Source organism: Roseateles toxinivorans (genome assembly GCF_004362525.1).
Lineage (GTDB): Bacteria > Pseudomonadota > Gammaproteobacteria > Burkholderiales > Burkholderiaceae_C > Paucibacter > Paucibacter toxinivorans.
The window spans coordinates 623,801-646,792 of sequence record NZ_SNXS01000003.1; the positions used below are offsets into that span (position 1 = coordinate 623,801).

General features: G+C 66.9%; 23 protein-coding genes. 11 read left to right on the plus strand and 12 right to left on the minus strand.

The annotated features are described in order from the left end of the window. Nucleotides 1-4: 4 nt before the first annotated feature. Both DES47_RS14160 and DES47_RS14165 read right to left on the minus strand, forming a co-directional pair. Entirely contained in the window at nucleotides 5-2,179 is a 2,175-nt protein-coding gene (locus DES47_RS14160; RefSeq protein WP_133701350.1) for a putative bifunctional diguanylate cyclase/phosphodiesterase, read from the minus strand. A gap of 82 nt (nucleotides 2,180-2,261) precedes the next feature. Continuing rightward, nucleotides 2,262-3,104 (minus strand): DODA-type extradiol aromatic ring-opening family dioxygenase, encoded by an 843-nt coding sequence (locus DES47_RS14165; RefSeq protein WP_133701351.1) that lies wholly within the window; start codon nucleotides 3,102-3,104, stop codon nucleotides 2,262-2,264. 132 nt (nucleotides 3,105-3,236) lie between these two features. On the opposite strand from DES47_RS14165, the gene DES47_RS14170 reads away from it, so the two are divergent. Next, nucleotides 3,237-5,798 carry an ABC transporter permease gene (locus DES47_RS14170; RefSeq protein WP_133701352.1) on the plus strand — a complete coding sequence of 854 codons (2,562 nt, stop codon included), beginning with the start codon at nucleotides 3,237-3,239 and terminating at the stop codon, nucleotides 5,796-5,798. 86 nt (nucleotides 5,799-5,884) lie between these two features. Here DES47_RS14170 and DES47_RS29600 read toward each other — a convergent pair whose 3' ends face one another. The 8 genes from DES47_RS29600 to DES47_RS14210 all read right to left on the minus strand — a co-directional run bounded on the left by DES47_RS29600 (nucleotide 5,885) and on the right by DES47_RS14210 (nucleotide 17,498). Beyond that, nucleotides 5,885-7,450, minus strand: a complete 1,566-nt coding sequence (locus DES47_RS29600) for a methyl-accepting chemotaxis protein (protein WP_133701353.1) — start codon at nucleotides 7,448-7,450, stop codon at nucleotides 5,885-5,887. A 99-nt stretch (nucleotides 7,451-7,549) separates the two neighbouring features. After that, nucleotides 7,550-9,577, minus strand: coding sequence for a methyl-accepting chemotaxis protein (locus DES47_RS29605; RefSeq protein ID WP_133701354.1), 2,028 nt, complete (start codon nucleotides 9,575-9,577; stop codon nucleotides 7,550-7,552). Between the two features lie 97 nt (nucleotides 9,578-9,674). Then, the gene (locus DES47_RS14185) at nucleotides 9,675-11,852 is read right to left on the minus strand and encodes a methyl-accepting chemotaxis protein (RefSeq protein WP_133701355.1); all 2,178 of its coding nucleotides are present in this window, start codon (nucleotides 11,850-11,852) and stop codon (nucleotides 9,675-9,677) included. Nucleotides 11,853-11,957: 105 nt separating this feature from the next. Then, nucleotides 11,958-12,488, minus strand: coding sequence for a chemotaxis protein CheW (locus DES47_RS14190; protein ID WP_133701356.1), 531 nt, complete (start codon nucleotides 12,486-12,488; stop codon nucleotides 11,958-11,960). A 57-nt stretch (nucleotides 12,489-12,545) separates the two neighbouring features. Further along, on the minus strand, nucleotides 12,546-14,366 hold the full coding sequence (locus tag DES47_RS14195) for a methyl-accepting chemotaxis protein (protein WP_133701357.1): 1,821 nt from the start codon (nucleotides 14,364-14,366) through the stop codon (nucleotides 12,546-12,548). Between the two features lie 56 nt (nucleotides 14,367-14,422). Further along, nucleotides 14,423-16,582 (minus strand): chemotaxis protein CheA, encoded by a 2,160-nt coding sequence (locus DES47_RS14200; protein WP_133701358.1) that lies wholly within the window; start codon nucleotides 16,580-16,582, stop codon nucleotides 14,423-14,425. Between the two features lie 30 nt (nucleotides 16,583-16,612). Beyond that, nucleotides 16,613-16,975 carry a response regulator gene (locus tag DES47_RS14205; protein ID WP_133701359.1) on the minus strand — a complete coding sequence of 121 codons (363 nt, stop codon included), beginning with the start codon at nucleotides 16,973-16,975 and terminating at the stop codon, nucleotides 16,613-16,615. A 49-nt stretch (nucleotides 16,976-17,024) separates the two neighbouring features. Further along, on the minus strand, nucleotides 17,025-17,498 hold the full coding sequence (locus DES47_RS14210; protein WP_133701360.1) for a hypothetical protein: 474 nt from the start codon (nucleotides 17,496-17,498) through the stop codon (nucleotides 17,025-17,027). 302 nt (nucleotides 17,499-17,800) lie between these two features. On the opposite strand from DES47_RS14210, the gene DES47_RS14215 reads away from it, so the two are divergent. The 10 genes from DES47_RS14215 to DES47_RS14255 all read left to right on the plus strand — a co-directional run bounded on the left by DES47_RS14215 (nucleotide 17,801) and on the right by DES47_RS14255 (nucleotide 21,937). Next, complete coding sequence (locus DES47_RS14215) at nucleotides 17,801-18,946, plus strand: hybrid sensor histidine kinase/response regulator (RefSeq protein WP_133701361.1); 1,146 nt, start codon at nucleotides 17,801-17,803, stop codon at nucleotides 18,944-18,946. Further along, nucleotides 18,943-19,578, plus strand: a complete 636-nt coding sequence (locus DES47_RS14220; protein ID WP_133701575.1) for a response regulator — start codon at nucleotides 18,943-18,945, stop codon at nucleotides 19,576-19,578. The genes DES47_RS14215 and DES47_RS14220 overlap by 4 nt, the downstream gene beginning before the upstream one ends. Before the next feature lie 70 nt (nucleotides 19,579-19,648). Continuing rightward, a complete protein-coding gene (locus DES47_RS14225) occupies nucleotides 19,649-20,014 on the plus strand; it encodes a hypothetical protein (RefSeq protein WP_133701362.1) in 366 nt (121 codons plus the stop codon). Further along, entirely contained in the window at nucleotides 20,014-20,253 is a 240-nt protein-coding gene (locus DES47_RS14230) for a diguanylate cyclase domain-containing protein (RefSeq protein WP_133701363.1), read from the plus strand. The genes DES47_RS14225 and DES47_RS14230 overlap by 1 nt, the downstream gene beginning before the upstream one ends. A gap of 22 nt (nucleotides 20,254-20,275) precedes the next feature. Beyond that, entirely contained in the window at nucleotides 20,276-20,473 is a 198-nt protein-coding gene (locus DES47_RS14235) for a hypothetical protein (protein WP_133701364.1), read from the plus strand. Between the two features lie 2 nt (nucleotides 20,474-20,475). Beyond that, nucleotides 20,476-20,661, plus strand: coding sequence for a hypothetical protein (locus DES47_RS14240; RefSeq protein ID WP_133701365.1), 186 nt, complete (start codon nucleotides 20,476-20,478; stop codon nucleotides 20,659-20,661). Beyond that, nucleotides 20,658-20,873, plus strand: a complete 216-nt coding sequence (locus DES47_RS14245; RefSeq protein ID WP_133701366.1) for a hypothetical protein — start codon at nucleotides 20,658-20,660, stop codon at nucleotides 20,871-20,873. Before DES47_RS14240 ends, DES47_RS14245 begins: the two co-directional genes overlap by 4 nt. A gap of 84 nt (nucleotides 20,874-20,957) precedes the next feature. Next, on the plus strand, nucleotides 20,958-21,272 hold the full coding sequence (locus tag DES47_RS14250; protein ID WP_133701367.1) for a TonB-dependent receptor domain-containing protein: 315 nt from the start codon (nucleotides 20,958-20,960) through the stop codon (nucleotides 21,270-21,272). 9 nt (nucleotides 21,273-21,281) lie between these two features. Next, nucleotides 21,282-21,422: a hypothetical protein gene (locus tag DES47_RS28735; RefSeq protein ID WP_166651999.1), complete on the plus strand. Its 141-nt coding sequence runs from the start codon at nucleotides 21,282-21,284 to the stop codon at nucleotides 21,420-21,422. A 68-nt stretch (nucleotides 21,423-21,490) separates the two neighbouring features. After that, the gene (locus tag DES47_RS14255) at nucleotides 21,491-21,937 is read left to right on the plus strand and encodes a YfiR family protein (RefSeq protein ID WP_243748299.1); all 447 of its coding nucleotides are present in this window, start codon (nucleotides 21,491-21,493) and stop codon (nucleotides 21,935-21,937) included. Here DES47_RS14255 and fliR read toward each other — a convergent pair. Both fliR and fliQ read right to left on the minus strand, forming a co-directional pair. Further along, a complete protein-coding gene (fliR, locus tag DES47_RS14260; RefSeq protein ID WP_133701369.1) occupies nucleotides 21,934-22,695 on the minus strand; it encodes a flagellar biosynthetic protein FliR in 762 nt (253 codons plus the stop codon). The two genes, DES47_RS14255 and fliR, sit on opposite strands and share 4 nt — an antisense overlap. Before the next feature lie 12 nt (nucleotides 22,696-22,707). Further along, nucleotides 22,708-22,977: a flagellar biosynthesis protein FliQ gene (gene fliQ, locus DES47_RS14265; protein ID WP_133701370.1), complete on the minus strand. Its 270-nt coding sequence runs from the start codon at nucleotides 22,975-22,977 to the stop codon at nucleotides 22,708-22,710. Between the last annotated feature and the right edge of the window lie 15 nt (nucleotides 22,978-22,992).

Below are 22,992 nucleotides of genomic sequence, written 5' to 3' on the forward strand. Positions count from 1 at the left end.
AATTCTAGCCTGAGCCGGAGCCAGCCTTGGCAGAGGAGTCGAGGCCGCTGAAGACAGAGGGCGAGAAGCCGATGGCGGCGTCGGGCTTGTGGCCGCTGGCCCAGGCGAACAGCTCGTCGGCGGGCATCGGGCGGGCGAACAGAAAGCCCTGCAGCTCGTCGCAGTCCAGCTGCAGCAGGATGTTGCACTGACCCTGGGTCTCGACGCCCTCGGCGACGACGCTGAGGCCCAGCGCATGGGCCAGGCGCACGACGGCGTCGACCACGGCGCGGGCATCGGCACTGGTTTCGAGGTCGTGGATGAAACTGCGGTCTATCTTCAGCTGTCGGGCCGGCAGCTGGCGCAGATAGCTGAGGCTGGAGTAGCCGGTGCCGAAATCGTCGATGGACAGGAACACGCCGATGCGGCTCAAGCCCTCGAATGCCTGCTGCGTGGTCTTGATGTCCTCCATCGCCGCCGACTCGGTGATCTCGCACAGCAACATCGAGGCGTCCACTTCGTGCCGTTGCAGCGCCTGCTTGATGCGGCTGACCAGGTCTTCCTGGCGCAGCTGATGCACCGACAGGTTGATGGCCACGCGCAGCCGCACGCCCTCGCGCTGCCAGGCCTGCATCTGGCGGCAGGCCTCGTCTATGACCCAGTTGCCCAGCTCGTTGATCAGGCCGGAGCGTTCGGCCAACGGTATGAACTGGCTGGGCGGGATATTGCCCAGCAGCGGGTGCTGCCAGCGCAGCAGCGCCTCGACGCCGCTGAGGCGGGCGCGCCGGCTGTCGAACTTGGGCTGGTAGTGCAGGCTCAGCTGGCCGCCGGCCACGGCCTGGCGCAGGTCGAACTGCAGGCCCAGCTGCTTGGCGGCGCCGGCATCCATATGGGCCTCGAACAACGCATAGCTGTTGCCCCCGGCGCGCTTGGCGGCGTACATCGCCGCATCGGCGTGGGTCAGCAGCTTGCCGCCTTCGCCGTGGTCGGGGTGCAGGGCGATACCCACCGAGGCCGAGACATGGAGGGTGCGCTCGGCGACCAGCATCGGCCGGCTCAGCGCCAGCACGACGCGGCGGGCGAGCGAGGTGGCGTCGCCGGCATCGGTCATGTCTTCGAGCAGCAGCACGAACTCGTCGCCGCCGATGCGGGCCACGGTGTCGCTGCCGCGTGCGGCGGCTTGCAGGCGCTCCGCCACCTGTTGCAGCACGCTGTCGCCGACCGCGTGGCCGAAGCTGTCGTTGACGGGTTTGAAACCGTCCAGATCGACGAACAGGACGGCCATTCGCTCACCCCGACCGCTGCGCGCATGGCGTGCCAGCGCGTGCTTGAGCCGGTCCTCGAACAACAGGCGGTTGGGCAGGCCGGTCAGGTTGTCGACAAAGGCGCGCTGCTGCAGCTCCTCGTTGGCGGCCTGCAGTTGGCTGTTGGCGCTCTGCAGCGAGGCGGTCAAACGTGCCGACGTGCTCTGCATGCGGGCATCGAGCATTGAGGTGAAAAGGGTCAGGCCGAGCAGCACGGTCGAGGCCAGTATCACCAGGGTGCCGAGTTGCTCGCCGCCGAGCCCGGTGCTGCTCATGCAGACCGTGCCTTCGGGGAACTGGGCGGCGGCCATGCCCGTGTAATGCATGCCGCTGATGGCCGCACCCATGACCAGCGCGGCCACGGCCTGGTAGCGTTTATCACCGTGCTCGCCGAAACGGCGCAGCCAGAAGAAGATCAGCAGCGCGGCGGCCGAGGCGCCGAAGGCGATGGCACCCGAGGCAGCTACAAGCGACCAGCGCCAGACGATGGGCGGTGCCATGTCGAGTGCGGCCATGCCGGTGTAGTGCATGGTGCAGATGCCGGCTCCCATCAGCAGGGCGCCACCGGCCAGGCGGGGAAGGGTCAGCCGCCCGCGACTGGCCAGCCACAGTGCAACGGCCGAGGCACCGACTCCCGCAACCCATGACAGCAGGGTCAGCAGGCCGCTGTAGCCCAGGGGGACGGGCAGCGAATAGGCCAGCATGCCGACAAAATGCATGGACCAGATGCCGGTGCCCATGGTGATGGAGCCGCCAATCCACCAGGCACGTGCCACGGCGAGGTCGGTGGCGCGCACGCGCTGTGCCAGATCCAGGGTGACATAGGCCGCGAAGCTGGCAATCAGCAGGGAGGCGGCGACGATTCCTGGGTCGTAGCTTGGGATCAGATAGGGCATTGACCGAAATATAGCGAAGGACGGCAGGTCGCGTTCGACGTCCGACCCTGCAGACACCGTGCCGTAGCGTGTCTGGCGCGTATCAGCCCAGACCCTGCAAGCGGCCGGCCCCGGGGCCAAAGGCATACGCGTCCATGCCCAGGCAGCCAAAGGTCAGGCTGGCGTGGATGCGCTGCGGTGCATGCTCGCGTCCGCCGGCGCCGGCCGCCACATACCAGGGCAGCCAGTGCTCGTCGGTCGGGTGCATCAGCGCGGCATGGGGTGCCTGGCGGCGGTAGTCGAGCAATGCAGCCCAGTCGCGCTCACTGCTGCGGGCCACTACCCAGTCGCGGAAGGCCTTGGACTCGGCGATCTCCGGCGCGTCGATGGCCGGCGGCTGGCCACCAGCGAACACCATGCGCAGATTGTGGGTGATGCTGCCGGTGCCCATCACCAGCACGCCCTGCCGGCTCAGCGACGCCAGTGCCTCGCCGAGGGCGAATTGCTGGGCCGGCGACTGGCTGGGCACAAAGGCCAGCGGCAATACAGGCAGGTCCGCCTCCGGATACATGTATCGCAACGGCGTCCAGATGCCATGGTCCAGCCCGCCCTGCGGCAGGCTGTGGGCCTGGATGCCGCTGGCTGCCAGCAGGGTCTGCACCTCGGCGGCCAGCGCCGGGGCGCCGGGGGCGTCATAGCGCAGGGTGTAGAGCTCGGGCGAGAAGCCGCCGAAGTCGTAGACCGCCTGGTGCCGGGCACCGGCCAGCAGGACCGGCTCGCGTGCGGTGCTGTGCGCCGAGGCCACGACGATGGCCCGCGGCCGGCCGAAGCGGTCGGCGATGGCCGGGCCCAGGGCCTTCATGAAGGCGCCGGCTTCGCGCGGCTCCAGCGCCGTCATAGGCGAGCCATGGGAGATGAACAGGGTGGGGAGGGGGATGGTGTCCATGTCCTGATTGAAGCACCGCCCGACGGTGGCGCGCTTGCACCGCTTTGCATGCAGGGTTCAAGCGGCTTGCACGCTGCTTGACAGCGCAAGCTCTGCTACCGTGCGGGCTGTGATGCCTTCCGGAGTGTTTTGATGACTGCAGCCGTGCCCACGCCCCCCTTCCGCCGCCCCAGCGTGCCCGCGATGGCCTGGCGGCAGCTGTGGCGTGACTGGCGCGCCGGCGAGTTGCGCCTGCTGGTGCTGGCCGTGACCCTGGCGGTGGCGGCGCTGTGTGCGGTGGGTTTTTTGGCCGACCGGCTGGACCTGGGTCTGGCGCGGGATGCCGCCCAGCTGCTGGGAGGCGATGCGGTGGTGGCCAGCGACCAGCCCCTGCCCGAGACGGTGCAGGCGCTGGCGCGCACGCTGAAGCTGCAGAGCACCAGGACGGCCAGTTTTCCGAGCATGGCGCGGGCGCCCGACGACAAGGGGGGGGCTAGCCGCCTGGTGTCGGTCAAGGCGGTGGGGCAGGACTATCCGTTGCGCGGGCAGATCATGGTCAGCCAGGTGCCCGGTGGCCCGACGCAGGCGCTCAAGGCGGCGCCCGCACGCGGCACGGTCTGGGCCGACGCCGAGGTGCTGGACAAGCTGGGCCTGAAGGTGGGCGATGCGCTGATGCTGGGTGAGCTGAGCCTGCGGCTGAGCCACATCATCGTCACCGAGCCGGACCGCGGCGCGGGCTTCATGAGCTTCGCGCCGCGGGTGATGCTGCACGAGGCCGATCTGCCGGCCACCGGCCTGATCCAGCCCGCCAGCCGGGTCACCTACCGTCTGGCCGTGGCCGGCGCACTGAATGAGCGGCCGGCCGTCACCACCTTTGTGCAGCGCGCCCAGGAGCAGATCAAGCAGGACGGCCTGCGCGGCGTGCGTGTCGAGTCACTGGAAAGCGGCCGCCCAGAGATGCGCCAGACCCTGGACCGCGCCGGCAAGTTCCTCAAGCTGGTGGCCCTGCTGTCTGCGCTGCTGGCCGCTGTGGCGGTGGGCCTGGCCTCGCGTGATTTCGCCGGGCGCCATCTGAACGACTGCGCGATGCTGCGTGTGCTGGGCCAGTCGCAGCGGCGCATCGCCTGGTCCTATGGCCTGGAGTTCGCCGTGGTCGGCCTGGCCGCCAGCCTCGCCGGTGTGCTGCTGGGCTTCGTGCTGCACCACGGCTTCGTCTGGTTGCTGTCCGGTTTGATCGCCGTCGATCTGCCGCTGCCCAGTTTCTGGCCGGCGCTGTTCGGCCTGGGCGTGGGCATGACCCTGCTGCTGGGTTTCGGCCTGCCACCGGTGCTGCAGCTGGCTCGTGTGCCGCCGCTGCGGGTGATGCGCCGCGATGTCGGCAACCTCAAGGCCAGCTCCCTGCTGGTGCTGGCGGCGGGCACGCTGGGCTTTGTGGCGCTGCTGATGGCCGTGTCTTCAGACCTGACCCTGGGCCTGATCGCCAGCGGCGGTTTTGCCGTGGCCGTGCTGCTGTTTGCCGGCCTGGCCTGGCTGGCCGTGATGGCGCTGCGCCGGCTGGTGCCCGAGGCCGGCGGCCCCCGCTGGCTGCTGCTGGCCACGCGCCAGATCGCCGCGCGCCCGGTCTATGCGGTGCTGCAGGTGTCCGCGCTGAGCGTGGGCCTGCTGGCCCTGGCCCTGCTGGTGCTGCTGCGCACCGACCTGATCGACAGCTGGCGCAATGCCACGCCGCCGGACGCACCGAACCGCTTTGTCATCAATGTTCAGCCCGAGCAGGGCGAGGCCTTTCGCACGATGCTGACCGGCGCGGGTGTGGCGCGCTACGACTGGTACCCGATGATCCGCGGCCGGCTGGTGGCCATCAACGGCAAGACGGCCGGCCCCGAGTTGTTCACCGACGACAGGGCACGCCGCCTGGTCGAGCGGGAGTTCAATATGAGCCACAGCGCGCAGATGCCCGAGCACAACCAGGTGGTGGGCGGTGCCTGGAAGGTGGAGGAGGCCGGCGCCATCAGCGTCGAGGAGGGGTTGGCCGAGACCCTGGGTCTGAAGCTCGGCGACCAGCTGCGCTTTGATGTGGCCGGTCAGACCGTCGAGGCCAGGATTGCCAGCCTGCGCAAGGTGGACTGGACCTCGATGCGCGCCAACTTCTTCGTCATCTTCCCGGTGGCCGAGATGGCCGAACTGCCGGCCAGCTATATCGCCGCCTTCCGCGCGCCGGGCAAGGCCGGCTTCGATAACGCGCTGAGCCATGATTTCCCGAATGTCACCATGGTCGATGTGTCGGCGCAGATCCAGCAGGTGCAGGCGGTGCTGAACCAGGTCATTCAGGCGGTGCAGTTCCTGTTCGCCTTCACCCTTGCCACCGGCCTGGTGGTGTTGCTGGCGGCGGTCAGCACGACCCGCGAGGCGCGCACCCGCGAGTTCGCGGTGATGCGGGCCATGGGCGCCGGCCGCCAGTTGCTGGCTCAGGTGCAGCGCGCCGAGCTGCTGGGCATGGGGGCTCTGGCCGGCCTGCTGGCCGGCACGGCCGCCGTCGTGGTGGGCGGTCTGCTGGCGCGCTATGTGTTCGAGTTCCGCTGGACGGCCTCGCCCTGGGTGCCGCTGTTCACCATGGTGGCCGGTGCGATCCTTGCGCTGGCCGCCGGTTGGTGGGGGCTGCGCGGGGTGCTCACCCGCCCGGTGGTGGCCACCTTGCGAGAGGCGGGGGACAGTTGATCAGGCACGAGGTGACCCCGGATTGCATCCGGGCTACATGGCTGCCGTAGCCCGGATGCAATCCGGGGCCCACATCACCGCCAACGCTACGCTGCCGTCCCCAGCTTGAACAGCCCCACCACCTGATTCAGCCGCTGCGCCTGCTGCTGCAGGCTGCTGGCGGCGGCAGCCGATTCTTCGACCAGGGCGGCGTTTTGCTGTGTCATCTGGTCGAGCCGGGCCACGGATTCGTTGACCTGGGTGATGCCCAGGCTCTGTTCGGCGGTGGCCGAGGTGATCTCCCCCACCATGTCGGTGACGCGCCGCACGCTGACCACCACCTCGTCCATCGTGCTGCCCGCCGAGGCGACCAGGCGCGAGCCGGCATCGACCCGCTCGACGCTGGCGCCGATCAGGCTCTTGATCTCCTTGGCGGCCTCGGCGCTGCGTTGCGCGAGTGAGCGGACCTCGCCGGCCACGACGGCGAAGCCCCGGCCATGCTCGCCGGCCCGGGCCGATTCGACAGCGGCATTCAGCGCCAGGATATTGGTCTGGAAGGCGATGCCGTCGATCACGCCGATGATGTCGGAAATCTTCTTCGAGCTGGTGTTGATCTCGTCCATCGTCGCCACGACCTGGGCCACGACGGCTCCGCCGCGAGCCGCAATGTCCGAGGCCGATGCGGCCAACTGACTGGCCGAGCGCGCCGAGTCGGCCGACTGCTTCATCGTGCTGGTGAGCTCCTCCATCGAGCTGGCCGCCTCCTCCAGATTGGCGGCGGTCATCTCGGTGCGCTGCGACAGGTCCTGGCTGCCGACCGCCACCTCGGTGCTGGCCGTGCCAATGCTGCCCACCGAAGCTCGCACCTCCAGCAGGGCCCCGCGCAGGGCCTCCTGCATGGCCACCAGGGCCCCCAGCATCTGCGCCGGCTCATCGCGGCCGCCGTCGCGTATCACTTCGGTCAGATCCTTGGCGGCGATGCGCTCGGCCGACAGGATGGCCTTGCGCAGCGGCTGCACCACGCTGCGGATGCTGAACAGGATGAAGGGTGTCAGCAGGGCCAGCGCGACCAGCACGGTGACGGCCATCTTGGCCACCTGGCCGTTGGCCACCCCGGCGGCGGCTTCGGCGGCGGCCGCACCGTCCTTGCTGATGATGGCCGAGAGTTCCGAGCGCAGTTGCTCGGCCGGGCGGATCTGCGCCTTGGAGGCGTCGAGCGCCTTGTTGATGGCGGCGGTGTCGGCATACTGCCCGGACACCACCTGATCGAACACCGGCTGCGTGGCCTGCTGGTAGGCGCTGAGGCGGCCGTCCAGATCCTTGAGCTTCTGCTGCTCCTCCTTGCTGTCCAGTCCCTTGCTGAGCCCGGCAATCAGCTTGCGCGTCTTCTCGACCTCCTCGATCCACTCCTTGCGATAGCGTTCGACGGCGGCCTTGTCCTGCATATTGATCAGCACATCCTTCTCGTAGCGGCGGATGTTGCCCATGGCCTCGCGCAGCTCGCCCAGCGCAATGGCATTGCGGTACTCGTGCTCGGCGAAGCTGTGCATGCCGTCGCGCAGGCTGGACAGTCCGGCATAGCCGATGCCGCCGACCAGGGCCACCGTGAGCAAGACCAGTCCAAGCAGCACGAACAGCCGTGCCTTGATGGTGATGGACCTGAAAGACATCATGGCCTGACTCCTTGGAGCTGCGGGGACAAGGGGGACTAGTTCATGCTCGTGTGAAGATCAGTTGAGTGCGAGTATCGACGGAACGAAGCGGGGCCGGGCCTAAAAGCTTTCCCAGTCGCCTTCGCCGCCACCACTTGACTTGGCTGGTGCGGGCGCCGCCACAGGGGCAGGTGCCGGCGTCGGCGCTGGGGGCTTGGCGCCGGCCGTGGCTTGCGGGCGCTTGGCCGCCGCCACCGGCTTGGCCTTGACTGCACCAGTGGCCGTAGCTGGCTTGGGTGCAGGTGCCGGGCGCTGTGCCTGGGCATAGGCCGTAGTGGGCACCTCGTCGGACAGCCGGAATACCCCAACCACCTGGGACAGCCGGTGCGCCTGATCCTTCAGGCTCTCGGCGGCGGCGGCGGATTCTTCCACCAGGGCGGCGTTCTGCTGCGTCATCTGGTCCAACTGCACGACCGACTGGTTGACGGTGCTGATGCCGTCGCTCTGCTCGGACGCGGCGGCGGTGATTTCGCCAATGATGTCCGTGACGCGCTGCACGCTGGTCACGATCTCGCTCATCGAGCTGCCTGCATCCTGCACCAGGCGGGCACCGGTTTCGACGCGCTCGACGCTGGCGCCGATCAGGGTCTTGATCTCCTTGGCGGCCTCGGCGCTGCGCTGGGCCAGCGAGCGCACCTCGCCGGCCACCACGGCAAAGCCGCGGCCCTGTTCGCCGGCACGTGCCGCCTCCACGGCGGCATTCAGGGCCAGGATATTGGTCTGGAAGGCGATGCCGTCGATCACGCCGATGATGTCGCTGATCTTCTTCGAGCTGGTGTTGATCTCGTCCATCGTCGACACCACCTGCGACACCACCTGGCCGCCCTTGGCCGCGGCGCTGGCGGCCGAGGAGGCGAGCTGGTCGGCGGTGCGGGCGGAGTCGGCGGTCTGGCGCACGGTGGCGGTCAGCTCGACCATGGAGGATGCGGCCTGCTGCAGATTGCTGGCCGTCTGCTCGGTGCGCTGGCTCAGGTCCTGTGCACCCATCGCGATCTCGCTGGAAGCGGTGGAGATCGAGTTGCTGGTCGAGCGCACGTCCATCAGGATGTGGGCGATCTTCTCGGCGAACAGATTGAAGGAGGCGGCGATCTGCGAGATCTCGTCCTTGCCTGTGACCGGCAGACGCTGCGTCAGGTCGCCGCCGCCGGAGCCGATCTCATCCATGGCCTTGCGCACCCGAACCAGGCCGGTGAGCATGGCACTGACCAGGAAGGCGGCCACCAGGCCCGACAGCAGAGACACGACCACCAGCACCAGGCCGGAGGCGCGCAACAGCGAGCTCAGCGAACTCAGGGCCTCGCCACGCTCGGCGGCGGTGACCAGCAGCCAGTCGGTCTCGGGCACGGCCGCCGCACGCAGCAGGAACTTGCCCTCGGGCAGTTCGGCGACCTGGGCCTGTGTGCCACTGCTGGCGAGCTGCGTGAGCATGGCCGCGTCCAGGCCCTTGGACAGCGTCGTGGTCGGCTTCATCGCCAGCTTGGCATCGGGGTGGGCGATGATGCGGCCGTCCTTGAAGACCAGGAAGGCGAAGCCACTGGTGGTCGGCTTGATGGTCTTGACGGTGGCCACCACATCGTCGAGGAACACGTCGGAGGCCACCACCGCCTTGGTCTGCCCTCCGCCCTTGACGGCATGGGCAAAGGTCACCACGAGCAAGTTCTTGGCTGCATCGAGATAGGGCTCGGTGATGATGGTGTTGCCGGCCGCGGCCGCCTGGGTGTACCAGGGGCGGCCGGTCGGGTCATAGCCGGCGGGCAGGTTCTGCGGCGCGTTGAACTGGATGCGCTTGTCGGCAAAGCCGACATAAGCCGCATCCAGACGTCCCGACTTCGCCGCCTGCACCAGGAACGGCACCGGGTCGGCCTGCTCGGTGACCGGCAGCAGCGCGGCGATGATGTCGCGCTGGTGGCGGACCCAGTGACCGATGTCGGCGGCATGGGCGCTGGCCAGGCCGTCCAGCTCGCGGGTGATCTGCTCGTTGGTGTGGGATCGCACCACGCTGTAGTTGGCAATGGTGGACACCAGCAGGGTCAGCACGACCACGGCAATGCAGATCGCTATCAGTCGGTTCTTGATCGATCCAAACATGGAGGTTTCCTAGGTTGCTACCCCGGAACTGACTCGCGCTCTGATTCACCGCACTTGCGGTGCCGGCGTTTTGACGGGAACCCGGGCATGGACTGACTTAAAAACTCTCCCAATCACCTTCACCACCCGCCGGACTTGTTGCCGGACTTGTTGCCGGCTTCGGGGCTGCGGCCGGTGCGACCACGGGTGGCCGCTGGGCCGCAGCCGGCTTGTTCATCGGCGCCTTTTTTGGCGCCGTCTTGGACACTGGTTTTGCGGCCCCCGATGGCGGCGCAGGCGGGCGCGGTGCCGGTGCGGCGTGCGAACCGCCTGCTGGGCGGGCCGCAGCCGGTGCATCGGCCTGGCCGCGGCTGTCGCTTTCGTTCAGGCGGAACACGCCCACAACCTGCGACAGCTTGTGCGCCTGCTCGCGCAGGCTCTCGGCGGCGGCGGCGGATTCCTCCACCAGTGCAGCGTTCTGCTGCGTCATCTGGTCCAGCTGCACGACCGAGGTGTTGACGGTGCTGATGCCATCGCTCTGTTCGCTGGAGGCGGCGGTGATTTCGCCGATGATGTCGGTCACGCGCTGCACGCTGGCGACGATCTCGGTCATCGTGGCGCCTGCATCCTGTACCAGCCGGGCACCGGTCTCGACCCGGTCCACGCTGGCCGCAATCAAGGTCTTGATCTCCTTGGCAGCCTCGGCGCTGCGCTGGGCCAGCGAACGCACCTCACCGGCCACCACGGCAAAGCCGCGGCCCTGTTCGCCGGCACGCGCCGCTTCCACGGCGGCATTCAGCGCCAGGATATTGGTCTGAAAGGCAATGCCGTCGATCACGCCGATGATGTCGGAAATCTTCTTCGAGCTGGTGTTGATCTCGTCCATGGTGGTGACGACCTGCGACACCACCTCGCCGCCGCGCGAGGCCACGCTGGCCGCCGACGAGGCCAGCTGGTTGGCGGTGCGCGCGGCATCGGCGCTTTGCTTGACGGTGGCCGTGAGCTCATGCATCGACGAGGCCGCCTGCTGCAGATTGCTGGCCGTCTGTTCGGTGCGACTGGACAGATCCTGATTGCCGCTGGCGATCTCGACGCTGGCGGTGCTGATCGAGTCCACCGAATGGCGCACCGTACCTATCATCTGGGCCAGGCGCAGACGCATGGCCTCGGTGTCCCGCATCAGCTCGCCGATCTCGTCGCTGCGGTTGCTGCTGACCGGCTGGGTCAGGTCGCCCTGGGCCACTGCCGAGACGGCCTGGCTCAGTTGCTTGAGCGGGGCGGCGACCCAGTTGCGCATCATCCAGAACAGGCCGGCACCCAGGGCCACGGTGGCTCCGCTGAGCAGCAGCCAGAAGGGCACCAGGGCGGCCCAGTGCGAGCGCATGGCCTCGCTGTCGGGCACCTCGGCAATCACCCACTGGCCGGCGACCTCGCTCTTGCGCAGCACGGCGAACAGATCGCTCCGGCTGGAACCCAGCACGCTGGGCACCTTGGCCAGATAGCCGTCCGGTGCGGCGGCCAGCTCGGCCAGCACCTTGTCCATGCCTGGAGCCACGTCGGTGACCTTCTTGCCCTTGGCCGTGGGGTGCATGAAGAAGACCGAGTTGGCCAGATCCTTGCCCGGCGTGACCATGTACAGGCCACCCGATTCGAAGAACTTGGTCTCGGCCACGATCTTGGCCAGCGGCGACTCGAACGCGGTCAGGTCGAAGCCGACAAACAGCGCTCCGACCAACTTGCCGCCGTCGTCCTTGATCGGCTCGTAGCGTGTCATGTAAGGCTTGCCGAACAGCACCGTGCGGCCGGTATAGGGCTTGGAGGCCTTCAGCAGGGTGAAGGCCGGGTGCTGGCTGCCCAGCATTGTGCCCATGGCCCGCTCGCCGTTTTCCTTTTTCAGCGAGGAGGTGATGCGTTCGAAGTCGTCACCCTTGAGCGCGAACACGGTGGCCACGCCGCCGGTGGCGCTGCTGAACTTGTCCACCTGGGTGAAATTGCCATTCAGTTTGGGACCCCAATCACGCAGGTCACCCGAGGGCTCCAGGGTGAAGCTGGGCCCGAACTCCTGGCGGAAGGCGGTGAACAGGCTTTCGACCTGGACCCGCGAGGTCATGTCTATGGCTTCTATCGAATCGAGCTTGCCCTGGGCCTGGGCCCCGACAAGGGCGATCACCCGCTCACGCGACAGCTTGGTGGTCAGCACCGTCAGCAGGGTGCTGACAACCAGCAGAACCACCGCGACGGTGACCACTCCGGTCAGCGAAACACGTCGGGCAATCGAGGCAACCTGGGTGGTCATGGAGGGCTCCAACGGGGATTTTTTCTTTGCGGGATGAACGGCGTCGTGCATCCTGAGCCAACGGGGGCGCACGCAGCGCCCGCTTGACGAACAGCGGCGCGAGCCTCAGGCCAACTGATCCATCAGGCCCATATCGGCGCTGCTCATCAGCCCCTCGATGTCCATCAGTATCAGCATGCGATCATTGACGCTGCCAATGCCGGTGATGTAGCTTGTGTCCACGGTGCTGGCGTTCATCTCCGGGGCGGGGCGGATCGCGTCCTTGGTCAGCTCCAGCACATCGGACACCGAGTCCACCACGGCGCCGACGACGCGCCCACGCACATTCAGCACGATCACCACGGTGAAGCCGTTGTACTCGGCCGAGGCGCAACCCAGCTTCAGTCGCAGATCGACGATGGGCACGATCACGCCGCGCAGATTGACCACGCCCTTGATGAAATCAGGGGCGTTGGCAATGCGCGTGGGCGGCTCGTAGGAGCGGATCTCCTGCACCTTGAGGATGTCGATGCCATATTCCTCGGCGCCGAGGCGGAAGGTCAGGAACTCGCCGCTGCTGGGGCTTTGCGCCTGCAGCGCGCGGCCACCGCCCTGTCGGGCCAATTGGGTGGAGCTGCTTTCTTGGATCATTTCCATGGCTTACCTCGACTTAGTGATCTGCGTTGATTGTTGAGTTGGGCGCGCAGCTGGGGCTCAGAAGGATTCCCAGTCGCCATCGGAGCTGGAGGCCGAGGTCGGTGCCGCCGGCTTGGGCGAGGGCGCCGCGGCCTTCGGTGCCGGGAGGCTTGCGGGCTTGCTGGCCGGCTTGCTGACCGTTGGCGAGGCACCCAAGGACCTGGCGCTGGCCTGGGCCTTGCTGAGCACCTTGCTGGCCATCTGCGCCGACCTGGCTACCGGTGTTGCCGCCGGCTTGGGCGTTGCGGGCGGCAGCGGGGCGGCGACCTGGTGCTCGGCGAGCTGGAACTGATCAACCACCTGACCCAGGCGCTGGGCCTGTTCCTTGAGGCTCTCGGCGGCGGCGGCGGACTCTTCCACCAGCGCGGCGTTCTGCTGCGTCATCTGGTCCAGCTGCAGCACCGATTGATTGACGCTGCCGATGCCTTCACTCTGCTCCGATGCGGCGGCGGTGATCTCACCCATGATGTCGGTCACGCGCTGCACGCTGGCCACGATCTCGTTCATCGTCGTGCCGGCATCCTGCACCAGGCGGGCACCGGTTTCGACGCGCTCGACGCTGGCGCCGATCAGGGTCTTAATCTCCTTGGCGGCCTCGGCGCTGCGCTGGGCCAGCGAGCGCACCTCGCCGGCCACCACGGCAAAGCCGCGGCCCTGTTCGCCGGCACGTGCCGCTTCCACGGCGGCATTCAGCGCCAGGATATTGGTCTGGAAGGCGATGCCGTCGATCACGCCAATGATGTCGGAAATCTTCTTCGAGCTGGTGTTGATCTCGTCCATCGTGGTGACGACTTGCGAGACCACATTGCCGCCGCGCGAGGCGACCTCGGCCGCCGAGGAGGCCAGCTGGTTGGCGGTGCGCGCCGCGTCGGCGGACTGGCGCACGGTGGCGGTCAGCTGCTGCATCGACGAGGCCGTCTGCTGCAGGTTGGAGGCGGTCTGCTCGGTGCGGCTGGAGAGGTCCTGATTGCCCGAGGCAATCTCCACCGAGGCGGTGCGGATGTGGTCCGCCGAGGAGCGCACCTCGCCGACCAGGCGCTGCAGCGATTGCTGCATGGCCTGCAGCGAGCGCATCAGATGCGAGGCCTCGTCCTGGCCCTCGATCGGCGACACCTTGCTGTGCAGATTGCCGTTGGCAATGGCGCTGGCCAGCCCTTCGGCGTCCACCAGCGGGCCGCAGATGCTGTTCATATTGAGCAGGGTCAGCGGCACCACTACCAGGGCGCTGAACGCCAGGATGACCATGAAGGCCAGCTGCATATTGGACTGCGTGCTGTCGATGCCGGCCTGGGTCTGGACGGACTCCTTCTCCATCGCGGCGCGCAACTCGGCGAGCGACTTCTCCATCAATGTGAACGAATCCTTGGCGCGTCCCAGCAGCTTGTCGGCCACCGCCGCGTTGTCGTAGGCGCCGGCCTCCAGCTGCTTGAGGATGGGCTCGGCCTGCTTGACGTAGTCGTCGAGCTGCGGGCCCATCTTCAGCACGATCGGGTTGTTGAGGTCTTCCGGCCCTTCGAGCATGTGCTTGGCGACCGTGCGGAACTGGCCCAGCGTGGCATCCCACTTGGCCCGATGCGCCTTCACCGCCTCGGGCTTCTCGTAGCTGATGATCATGTCCTTCTCGTAGCGGCGCAGATCGCCCAGCGTCGTGACCAACTGGGTCAGATCATGGGAGTCGGCCAGCGAGGACTCGGCGAAGTCGCGGTTCTGCTGCTTGAGCAGATGCATGCCATAGATACCTACGCTGCCGACGACGGCCAGCAGCACCAGCACCATGCCAATGGCGCCGATCATGCGCGTTCGGATACTGAACTGCCGCAGCAGATGACTGAGGTTCATATATGTTCTATTCCCTGGAATCTTGGTGCTTGATGAGCATGGGTCAGTGGCCCTGCTCAATGGCGCGAGCGTCGCACCAGGCTGCCGATGTCGAGAATCAAGGCGACCCGGCCATCGCCCATGATGGTGGCGCCTGAAACATCAGGCACCTTGCGGTAGTTGGCCTCGAGATTCTTCACCACCACCTGCTGCTGACCGAGCAACTCATCCACCAGCATGGCGACGCGGCCACCCTCGGCCTCGACCACCACCATGATGGAGCTGACATGCTCGAAATCGAAGCGGGGCACATTGAACACACGCTCCAGCTCGACCACCGGCATGTACTCCTGGCGCACCTCGACCAGACGGCCCGAACCGCCGACGGTCTTGATGGTGTCAGGCGTGACCTGGAAGGACTCGACCACCGAGGACAGCGGCAGGATGTAGACCTCTTCGCCGACACCTACGCTCATGCCGTCCATGATGGCCAGGGTCAGCGGCAGGCGCACCGAGACCTTCATGCCATAGCCTTCGGCCGAGTCGATCTCGACCGTGCCACCCAGCGAGGTGATGTTGCGCTTGACCACGTCCATGCCGACGCCGCGGCCGGACACATCGGTCACTTCGTCTGCGGTGGAGAAGCCCGGCGCGAAGATCAGGTTCCAGACCTCGGAGTCGGTCATCGAGTCGGGTGCGTCGATGCCGCGCTCGCGGGCCTTCTTGATCAGTTTGTCGCGGTTCAGGCCGCGGCCGTCGTCGCGCACCTCGATCACGATGGAACCGCCCTGATGGGAGGCCACCAGGGTGATGGTGCCTTGTTCGTTCTTGCCCTTGGCCAGGCGGTCGGCGGGCATTTCGATGCCATGGTCGCAGCTGTTGCGCACCAGGTGGGTCAGCGGGTCGGTGATCTTCTCGACCAGGCCCTTGTCCAGTTCGGTGGCTTCGCCCTGCGTCACCAGCTCGACCTTCTTGCCCAGCTTGGCGGCCAGATCGCGCAGCATCCGCGGGAAGCGGCTGAAGACCATGGACATCGGAATCATGCGGATCGACATCACCGATTCCTGCAGATCCCGGGTGTTGCGCTCCAGATCGGCCAGGCCCGAGGTCAGCTGCTGGTACAGGCCCGGATCCACATTGCGGCTGTTCTGCGCCAGCATGGCCTGGGTGATGACCAACTCGCCCACCAGATTGATCAGCTGGTCGACCTTCTCGACCGAGACGCGCAGCGTGGTTGATTCCATGCCGGCCGGTGCGGCCTTTTCGGCCTTGGGAGCGGCAGGTTTGACCACCGGTGCGGGGGTTGGCACCTGACTCTGGCCCGAGGTTTCGTGGCTCACGGCCACCGGCGCGGCCGTGGCTTCCGGTGCGCCGGGGGCGTCGGCGAAGAAGCCGTAACCTGGGTCCTTGTCGGCAGCGACTTCCACTTCGGCCGCCGGTGCGCCCGGTGCGCCGGCGTGGAAGCCATAGCCCGAGGTCAGCGGCATCAGCACCACTTGTTCGCGGGCGACGTGGAAGGTGAATAGGTCCAGCAGATCGTTGTCACTGCTGCTGGTGATGATCTTGAAGCGACGCATGCCGTCGGCGGCCTGGCCACCGTCCAGCGGCTCTATCGTGCCCAGGTCGGTGATCTCCTTGAACAGTTCGACCAGATTGTCGGCCTGGGCGGTGTCTTCCAGCGGGCCGACCTGCAGCTCCAGCTGGCGTACGCCGGATGTGGCAGGTGCGGCTGCCGGCGCAGGGGCTGCGGCCGCAGGAGGAGGGGGCGGAGGCGGCGGCGGAGCGACCGGCTTGGCGGCAGCCGCCACCGGAGCGGCCTGGCCGCTGACCATGGCGCGTATGCTGACCAGCAGGTCGGCCGTGTCCACCACGTCGCCGCCGGAGCCCTGGTGGCGCGCGAGTTGGGCGCGCAAGGCATCGCCCGACTGCAGCAGCACGTCGACCATGGCCGAGGTCGGGTTCAGTTCATGGCGACGCAGCTTGTCCAGCAGCGTTTCCATCTGGTGCGTCAGTTCGGCCACATCGCTGAAGCCAAAGGTGGCCGAGCCACCCTTGATCGAATGCGCGCAGCGGAAGATGGCATTCAGCTCTTCGTCGTCGGCGGCCTCAATGTCCAGATTGAGCAGCAGCTGCTCCATGCTGTCGAGGTTCTCGCCGGCCTCCTCGAAAAAGACCTGGTAGAACTGGCTCAGGTCGATACCAGCGCTCATGCTGGCGTTGTCGGACATCTCACCCATGGTGTTGTACCCCTGTGATCGTGAGACGCATTAACGGATGACCTTGCCGATGACCTCGATCAGCTTGGCTGGATCGAAGGGTTTGACCAGCCAGCCGGTGGCACCGGCGGCGCGGCCGGCCTGCTTCATCTGGTCGCTGGACTCGGTGGTCAGGATCAGGATGGGTGTGGTCTTGAACTTCGGGTTGTCGCGCAGCTTCTTGGTCAGGCTGATGCCGTCCATGCGCGGCATGTTCTGGTCGGTGAGGACCAGGTCGAAATTGCGCTGTCCTGCCTTCTCCCAGGCGTCCTGGCCATCAACCGCCTCGACCACATTGAAGCCGGCGTTCTTCAGTGTGAAGGTCACCATTTGGCGCATGGATGCCGAGTCGTCCACAGCAAGAATTGAATGCATCTCTATCTCCGGGGTATCGCTAGGGTTTTCGGGTAATTGGTTCAGGTCTTTAGAACAGTTCGACGGAACCAGCGTCCATCTCGTCCTGGGTGACCGGGTTCGGTTTGAGCGGCGCCATCTCGACGACGCCTGCACCGTCCTCATCGTCGCCAAAGGTGTCGCGTGCCAGTTGGTCGGCGCAGTTGCGCAGGCGCTGGCTGGTGTGGGCGATCAACTGCGTCGCCATGTCCTGGAACTGCAGGGCGGTGATGGCGCCGGCCATCTCGGTCTGGACCTTGTGCAAGTCGGCGTCGTCAAAGCCGGGCGTGGCTGCGGCCTGTGCCAGCAGGCGGTTCAGGTGGTTGGTGGCGCCGTAGAAGTGCGTCATCAAGGATTCACCTGCATCATCAAGCAAACGTTGCAGTCGATCCAGGTCATTTGTCACCGTCATCAGGTGGTCCTGCAGATCGGCAGCGGCCAGCAGTTGGAAGACGGGAGGCAGTCCTTCGGACTCGGGCGGTGCTGAGGACGGGTCTTCTAGCATCTCGGCTCCACGGTATTGTTTTGTTTGGTGTGCAGGCACGCGTCATGGTCCGACATCCCGGATTCAGGATCAGGTCCAGGGACGGTCAGCGTCGCTACGATGGCTAGCAGTGTTCGACAGGTTTCAACCATCCATCACTCTGATCACAGCCCCGAAGGAGGCCTATTTCCTAGGATCGGCCCCCCCCGCCCAGGAAGCATTGGGGTTTACCCTCAGCGTAACCGAATGCTTCACGGTTCGTCTCATTTTTGCTGCTTTGGGCCTCTGGCGGCGGCGCCTTTCATCCTTGGCATACTCGCTGCATGACGATTCCCATTGCTGGTCGACGGCTGCGCCTGCTGCATGTCGAAGATTCCGACCTAGACCATCAACTGATGCTGGCGCAATTGCAGCGCGGCGGCCTGCAGGTCGAATGCCAACGGCTGGACAGCCGCGAGGCCTTCGCCCAGGCCCTGGACCAGCCCTGGGACGCGATCATTTCCGACTTCAACCTGCCCGGTTTCTCTGGCCTGGTGGTGCTGGAGATGCTCAAGGCCAGCGGCCGGCTGATTCCCTTCATCCTGGTCTCAGGCGAGATCGGCGAGGACACCGCGGTGGAAGCAATGCGCAACGGCGCCAGCGACTACCTGTTGAAGAACAATCTGGCGCGTCTTGCGCCTGCCCTGGTGCATGCCATCGAGGCGGCCGAGGCTCAGCGCGCGCGCAAGCGGGCCGACGAGGAACTGGTGCGCTCCAAGCAGCGCCTGCACGAGCTGGCCGGCCATCTGCAGACCAGTGTCGAGCGCGAGCGCGCGGCGATCGCGCGCGAGATCCACGACGATGTGGGCGGCTCCTTGACCGCGCTCAAGTTCGATCTGGCCTGGATTGCCCGCCATGCCGAGTCCGATGCGATTCTGCAGCGCGCCAATTCGGCGTTGGAGACGGTGACCTCGGCGATCGAGGCGAGCCAGCGTGTGATGCACAACCTGCGCCCGGCCATCCTGGAACAGGGCCTGGTGGCGGCGGTGCAGTGGATGGCCGGGCGCTTCGACCGGCGCACCGGCATCAGCACCGTGTTCACCACCAGCCACGAGCAGGTGCAGCTGCCGCCGGGTGTGCCCCTGGTTGCCTACCGCATGGCGCAGGAGGCGCTGACCAATATCAGCAAGCATGCCGAGGCCACCCGGGTGGACATCGAGCTGAGCGTGGCTGGCGGGGTGCTGACGGTGGAGGTCAAGGACAACGGCCGCGGCATCGCGTCGGGCGATCTGGCCAAGGCGCGCAGCTTCGGCATACGCGGTCTGCATGAGCGGGCCGCGACCGTTGGCGGCTGGGTGGACCTGAGCAGCACCCCGGCGGGCACCAGCCTGATACTGTCGGTGCCACTGACACCCGACGCCGCCCACAACGCCGAGGATGGCAGCTTGAACAAGACCGAACACGATCCGTCTGCATGGGGCACTCAATGATCCAGGTGATGCTTTGCGATGACCACGCCCTGATACGCCGCGGCATCCGCGATACCCTGTCAGACGCCTCGGACATTGAGGTGGTGGGCGAGGCCGGCGACTATGGCGAGCTGCGCACCCTGCTGCGCAGCCAGACCTGTGATGTGCTGGTGCTGGACATCAATATGCCCGGCCGCTCGGGCCTGGACGTGCTGCATGCGCTGAAGGACGAGGGCTCGCCGGTGCGGGTGCTGATCGTCTCGATGTATCCGGAGGACCAGTACGCCATCCGCGCACTGCGCGCCGGCGCCCATGGCTACGTCAACAAGGGCGGGGACCCGGCGCTGCTGGTGCAGGCGGTGCGCACCGTGGCCCAGGGCCGCAAGTATGTGACGCCCGAGATCGCCCAGATGCTGGTAGAGAGCCTGACCACGCCGGTCACCGAGCAGGCCCACTCCAAGCTGTCGGACCGCGAGCTGCAGACCCTGGTGATGATTGCCTCGGGCAAGCGCCTGTCCGATATCGCCGAGGAGCTGATGTTGAGCCCCAAGACGGTCAGCGTCTATCGTGCCCGGGTGCTGGAGAAGCTGGGCCTGGCCAACAATTCCGAGCTGACCGTCTATGCCATTCGCAACGGCCTGGTGGCCAGCTGACTCGAGACGCCTGCGGCCCCTGGGACCGTGGTAGAAATTGGGGGGCCGCACCGCCTCTGCTGCCCCTGCGATGGCCGATCCTCCGCCCACGACGTTTGCCCCAGGCTCGGTGAAGCCGGCCGCAGGCCTTGCCGATGTCTCGCTGGTGTCCCGGCTGACCCGGCTCAATCTGTGGGTGCTGAGCATGACGCTGGTGCTTTGCTTCGGCCTGATCGCCACCAGTTCCTGGCTGGCGTCGCGCGAGCGCCAGGCGCGGGCGGCCGAGCTCGGTGCCGAGCAACTGGTCAACAGCCTGGCACCGATGCTGGTGTTCGATGACCGCAATGCGCTGCAGGCCGATCTGCTGGCCTTCTCGCGTCGCATTGACCTGGTCGAAGTCCAGGTCCTGGGGGCGCCGATGTGCTGTGCCGGCTGGGAGGTGACGAGTTTGCACTGATGCTGCCCGGCCTGTCGGACGAGTCGGTGGCCGAGCAGCTCGCCGGGCGGCTGATCGCGACGGTGCGCGAACCGCTGCTGATCGGGGGCCATGTCATGCCTGTAGGTGCGACCGTGGGACTGGCCTTCTGCCCCTTGGATGCTTGCGAGCCGGCGGCCTTGCTGGCGGCTGCAGATTCCGCCATGTATGCGGCCAAGCGGGCCGGCAAGAACTGCTACCGGAGGGCACAGGGTGCGTAGCGGCGGCGCGGCACCGCGTCGCTTGCTACCGCTGCTGGCCCTGGCCCTGGGCGCGGCGATGGCCCAGCCGCAGGCCTCTGACGAGGGCCCGGCGCTGGAGGAGTTGCTGAGGCAGGGACTGGACCAGCCGCCGAACGCGTTCGAGCTCAGCACGGCCTCGCGCTTTGCCCAGTCGGCGGTGCAAGTGCCTCCAGGGCCTCGGACTCCGAGTCCACCCTGACCATGTCCTACGGCCATCGGGCCGACTCGGGCGCCGAGGGCTGGATTGCCGCCAGCGCCTTTGAGCAGCCACGGCTGCAGCAACCCTTCGAGCTGCCGCCCGGAGTCTGGGCCCGTTTCGCCCCACTCGACTGGGACCGCGGCCGGCGTCTCAGCGCCTACGCCGCCTACCGGGCGAGTGGCGCTTGAGCGAGCAGCACAGCCTGATGCTGGGCCTGCGTCGAGACCACACCCGCACGGCCGGGGCCAGCCGGAGTCCGCGCCTGGCCCGGGTATGGACTCCGGCGCCGACCACCGGCGTCAAGCTGCTCTATGGCAGTGCATTCCGGGGCGCCAATCGCGCCGAGCCGGTCAACCACACCATTCTTGAGGCGCCGCTGCCGGCAGCCGAGCGCGTGTAAAGCCTGGAGCTGGCGCTGAACCATGGACTGAGCCGTCAGTGGCGCCTGCATGCCTCGGCCCATCTCGTGGCGATCCGCGGCCTGATGCGACTGAGCCCGGAGTTCCCGGTGTTCGAGAATGGCGCCGCGATGCGCAGCCGCGGCATTGAGCTGGGCCTGGCCGGGCGCTTTGCCGGTGGTGGTCAGTTGCTGGCCTCGCTGCAGTGGTATCGCAACCGCAGCGATGCCGCCACCGACAACCTGAACAACCAGCCGCCCCGGCAGCTCAAGCGCACTCTCAGCCAGCCTCTGTGGTCGCCCGACTGGCGGCTGTCGGGGCAGGTGCTGGCGGCCAGTCATCGCCAGGTGCTGACCGAACGCCTGCCAGGCTATGCGCTGCTGAATCTGAACCTGCTGTGACAGCTCGATGTGCGGACCGAGCTGGTGCTGGGGCAGCACAACGTCGCCGATCGCCGCGTTCAAGAGCTGCCCGATGCCGGCTCCCTGGACGGCCTGCAGCAACCCGGCCGCGTCTTGCGCCTGAGCCTGAGCAGGCGCTTCGGTTCATGAAGGCCTGCTTGCGCATTCTCAGTCCGGTCGGGTGCTGTGCCGGGCAGCCGCTGCAAGCCGCTCCGGACATGGACGAGCACCAGCTGAAGGCCGCATTCGTCTATCGCTTTGCCCTATACACGGCCTGGCCACCGCCGCCGCTGCAGAGATTAGCGGTCTGCACCGCGGGCCAACCGCCAGGCCTTGACGAGGCGCTGCAGCGACTGGCCGGTCGCCGCTGCTCGGGTGTCAGCGTACAGGTGATGAGCCTGGAGCGGCCCGAGCAGGCACGCCGGTGCCAGCTGCTGGTGCTGGGCTTTGCCGGGTGCACCGAGCTCCTGCACTGGATCGCGGAGCTGGGCGATGACCCAGTGCTGGTGATCGCCGATACCCCCGAGGGCTACCGCGCCGGCGCCGACATCGGCCTGATCCACGAACCCAACGGCCTGGCTTTCCGTGTCAACCTGAGCGAGAGCAAGCGGCGCGGGCTGAGCCTGAGTTCGCAGGTGCTGAAGCTGGCGAGGGAAGTGCGTTAGCTGAATGCTGCGAGCATATGCTCCAGCGCCACCATGAAGGGCATCTGCATCAGCGGCAGTGTCATCAGAATGCCCACCAGGCCCACGCCCAGGGTGATAGGGAAGCCGACCGCGAAAATGTTGATCTGACTGGCGACGCGGGAGATGATGCCCAGCACCAGATTGACGAACAGCAGCATGGTGATCAGGGGCAGGGCCACCCACAGGCCGATGCGGAAGATGTCGGCGCCCCAGACCTGGGGTTGGGCCATCTGCAGAAAGGCGAAGGGCTCGGCGCCGACCGGAAAGCTGTAGAAGCTCTGCACCACGGCATTGATCAAGAGCAGATGGCCGTTGATGACGACGAACAGAAACGCCACCATGGTGCCGAAGAAGCGGCTGGTGGCCGTGGCCTGGCCACCGGTGGCCGGGTCAAAGAAGCCGGCGTAGTTCAGGCCCATCTGCAGGCCGATCAGCTCGCCGGCAAACTCGATCGCCGTGAACACGATGCGCACGGCAAAGCCCAGGCACACGCCTATCAGTATCTGCTGCAATATCACCAGCACCGCGGGCGCCGAGTCCAGCGGAACCAGGGGCATGTCGGGCAGCGAGGCCTGGGCGGCGAACGAGGTCAATGCGGCCAGCGCCACCCGCACGCGCATCGGCAGATTGCGCTGGCTGAAGATGGGCATGGCGCTGAACATTGCCAGCGTGCGGATGAAGGGCCAGATCAGCGGCGTGATCCAGGCCAGCAGCTGTGCCTCTGTGACGCTGAACATCGGACTCGATCTTCAGCCCACCACTTGCGGAATGGACTGCAGGGTGCGCTGGATGTACTCGACCAGGGTGGACAGCATCCACGGCCCGGCCACCATCATCACTGCAATCGCCGCGAGCATCTTGGGCACAAAGCTCAGGGTCGCCTCATTGATCTGCGTCGCCGCCTGGAAGATGCTGACCAGCACGCCGACCAGCAGTACCGACAGCAGCACCGGCGCGGCAATCATCAACAGCATGTACAGGCCTTGCTGGCCGAAGGTGAAGACTTGTTGTGCGTCCATTTTCTTGGCTGCTCG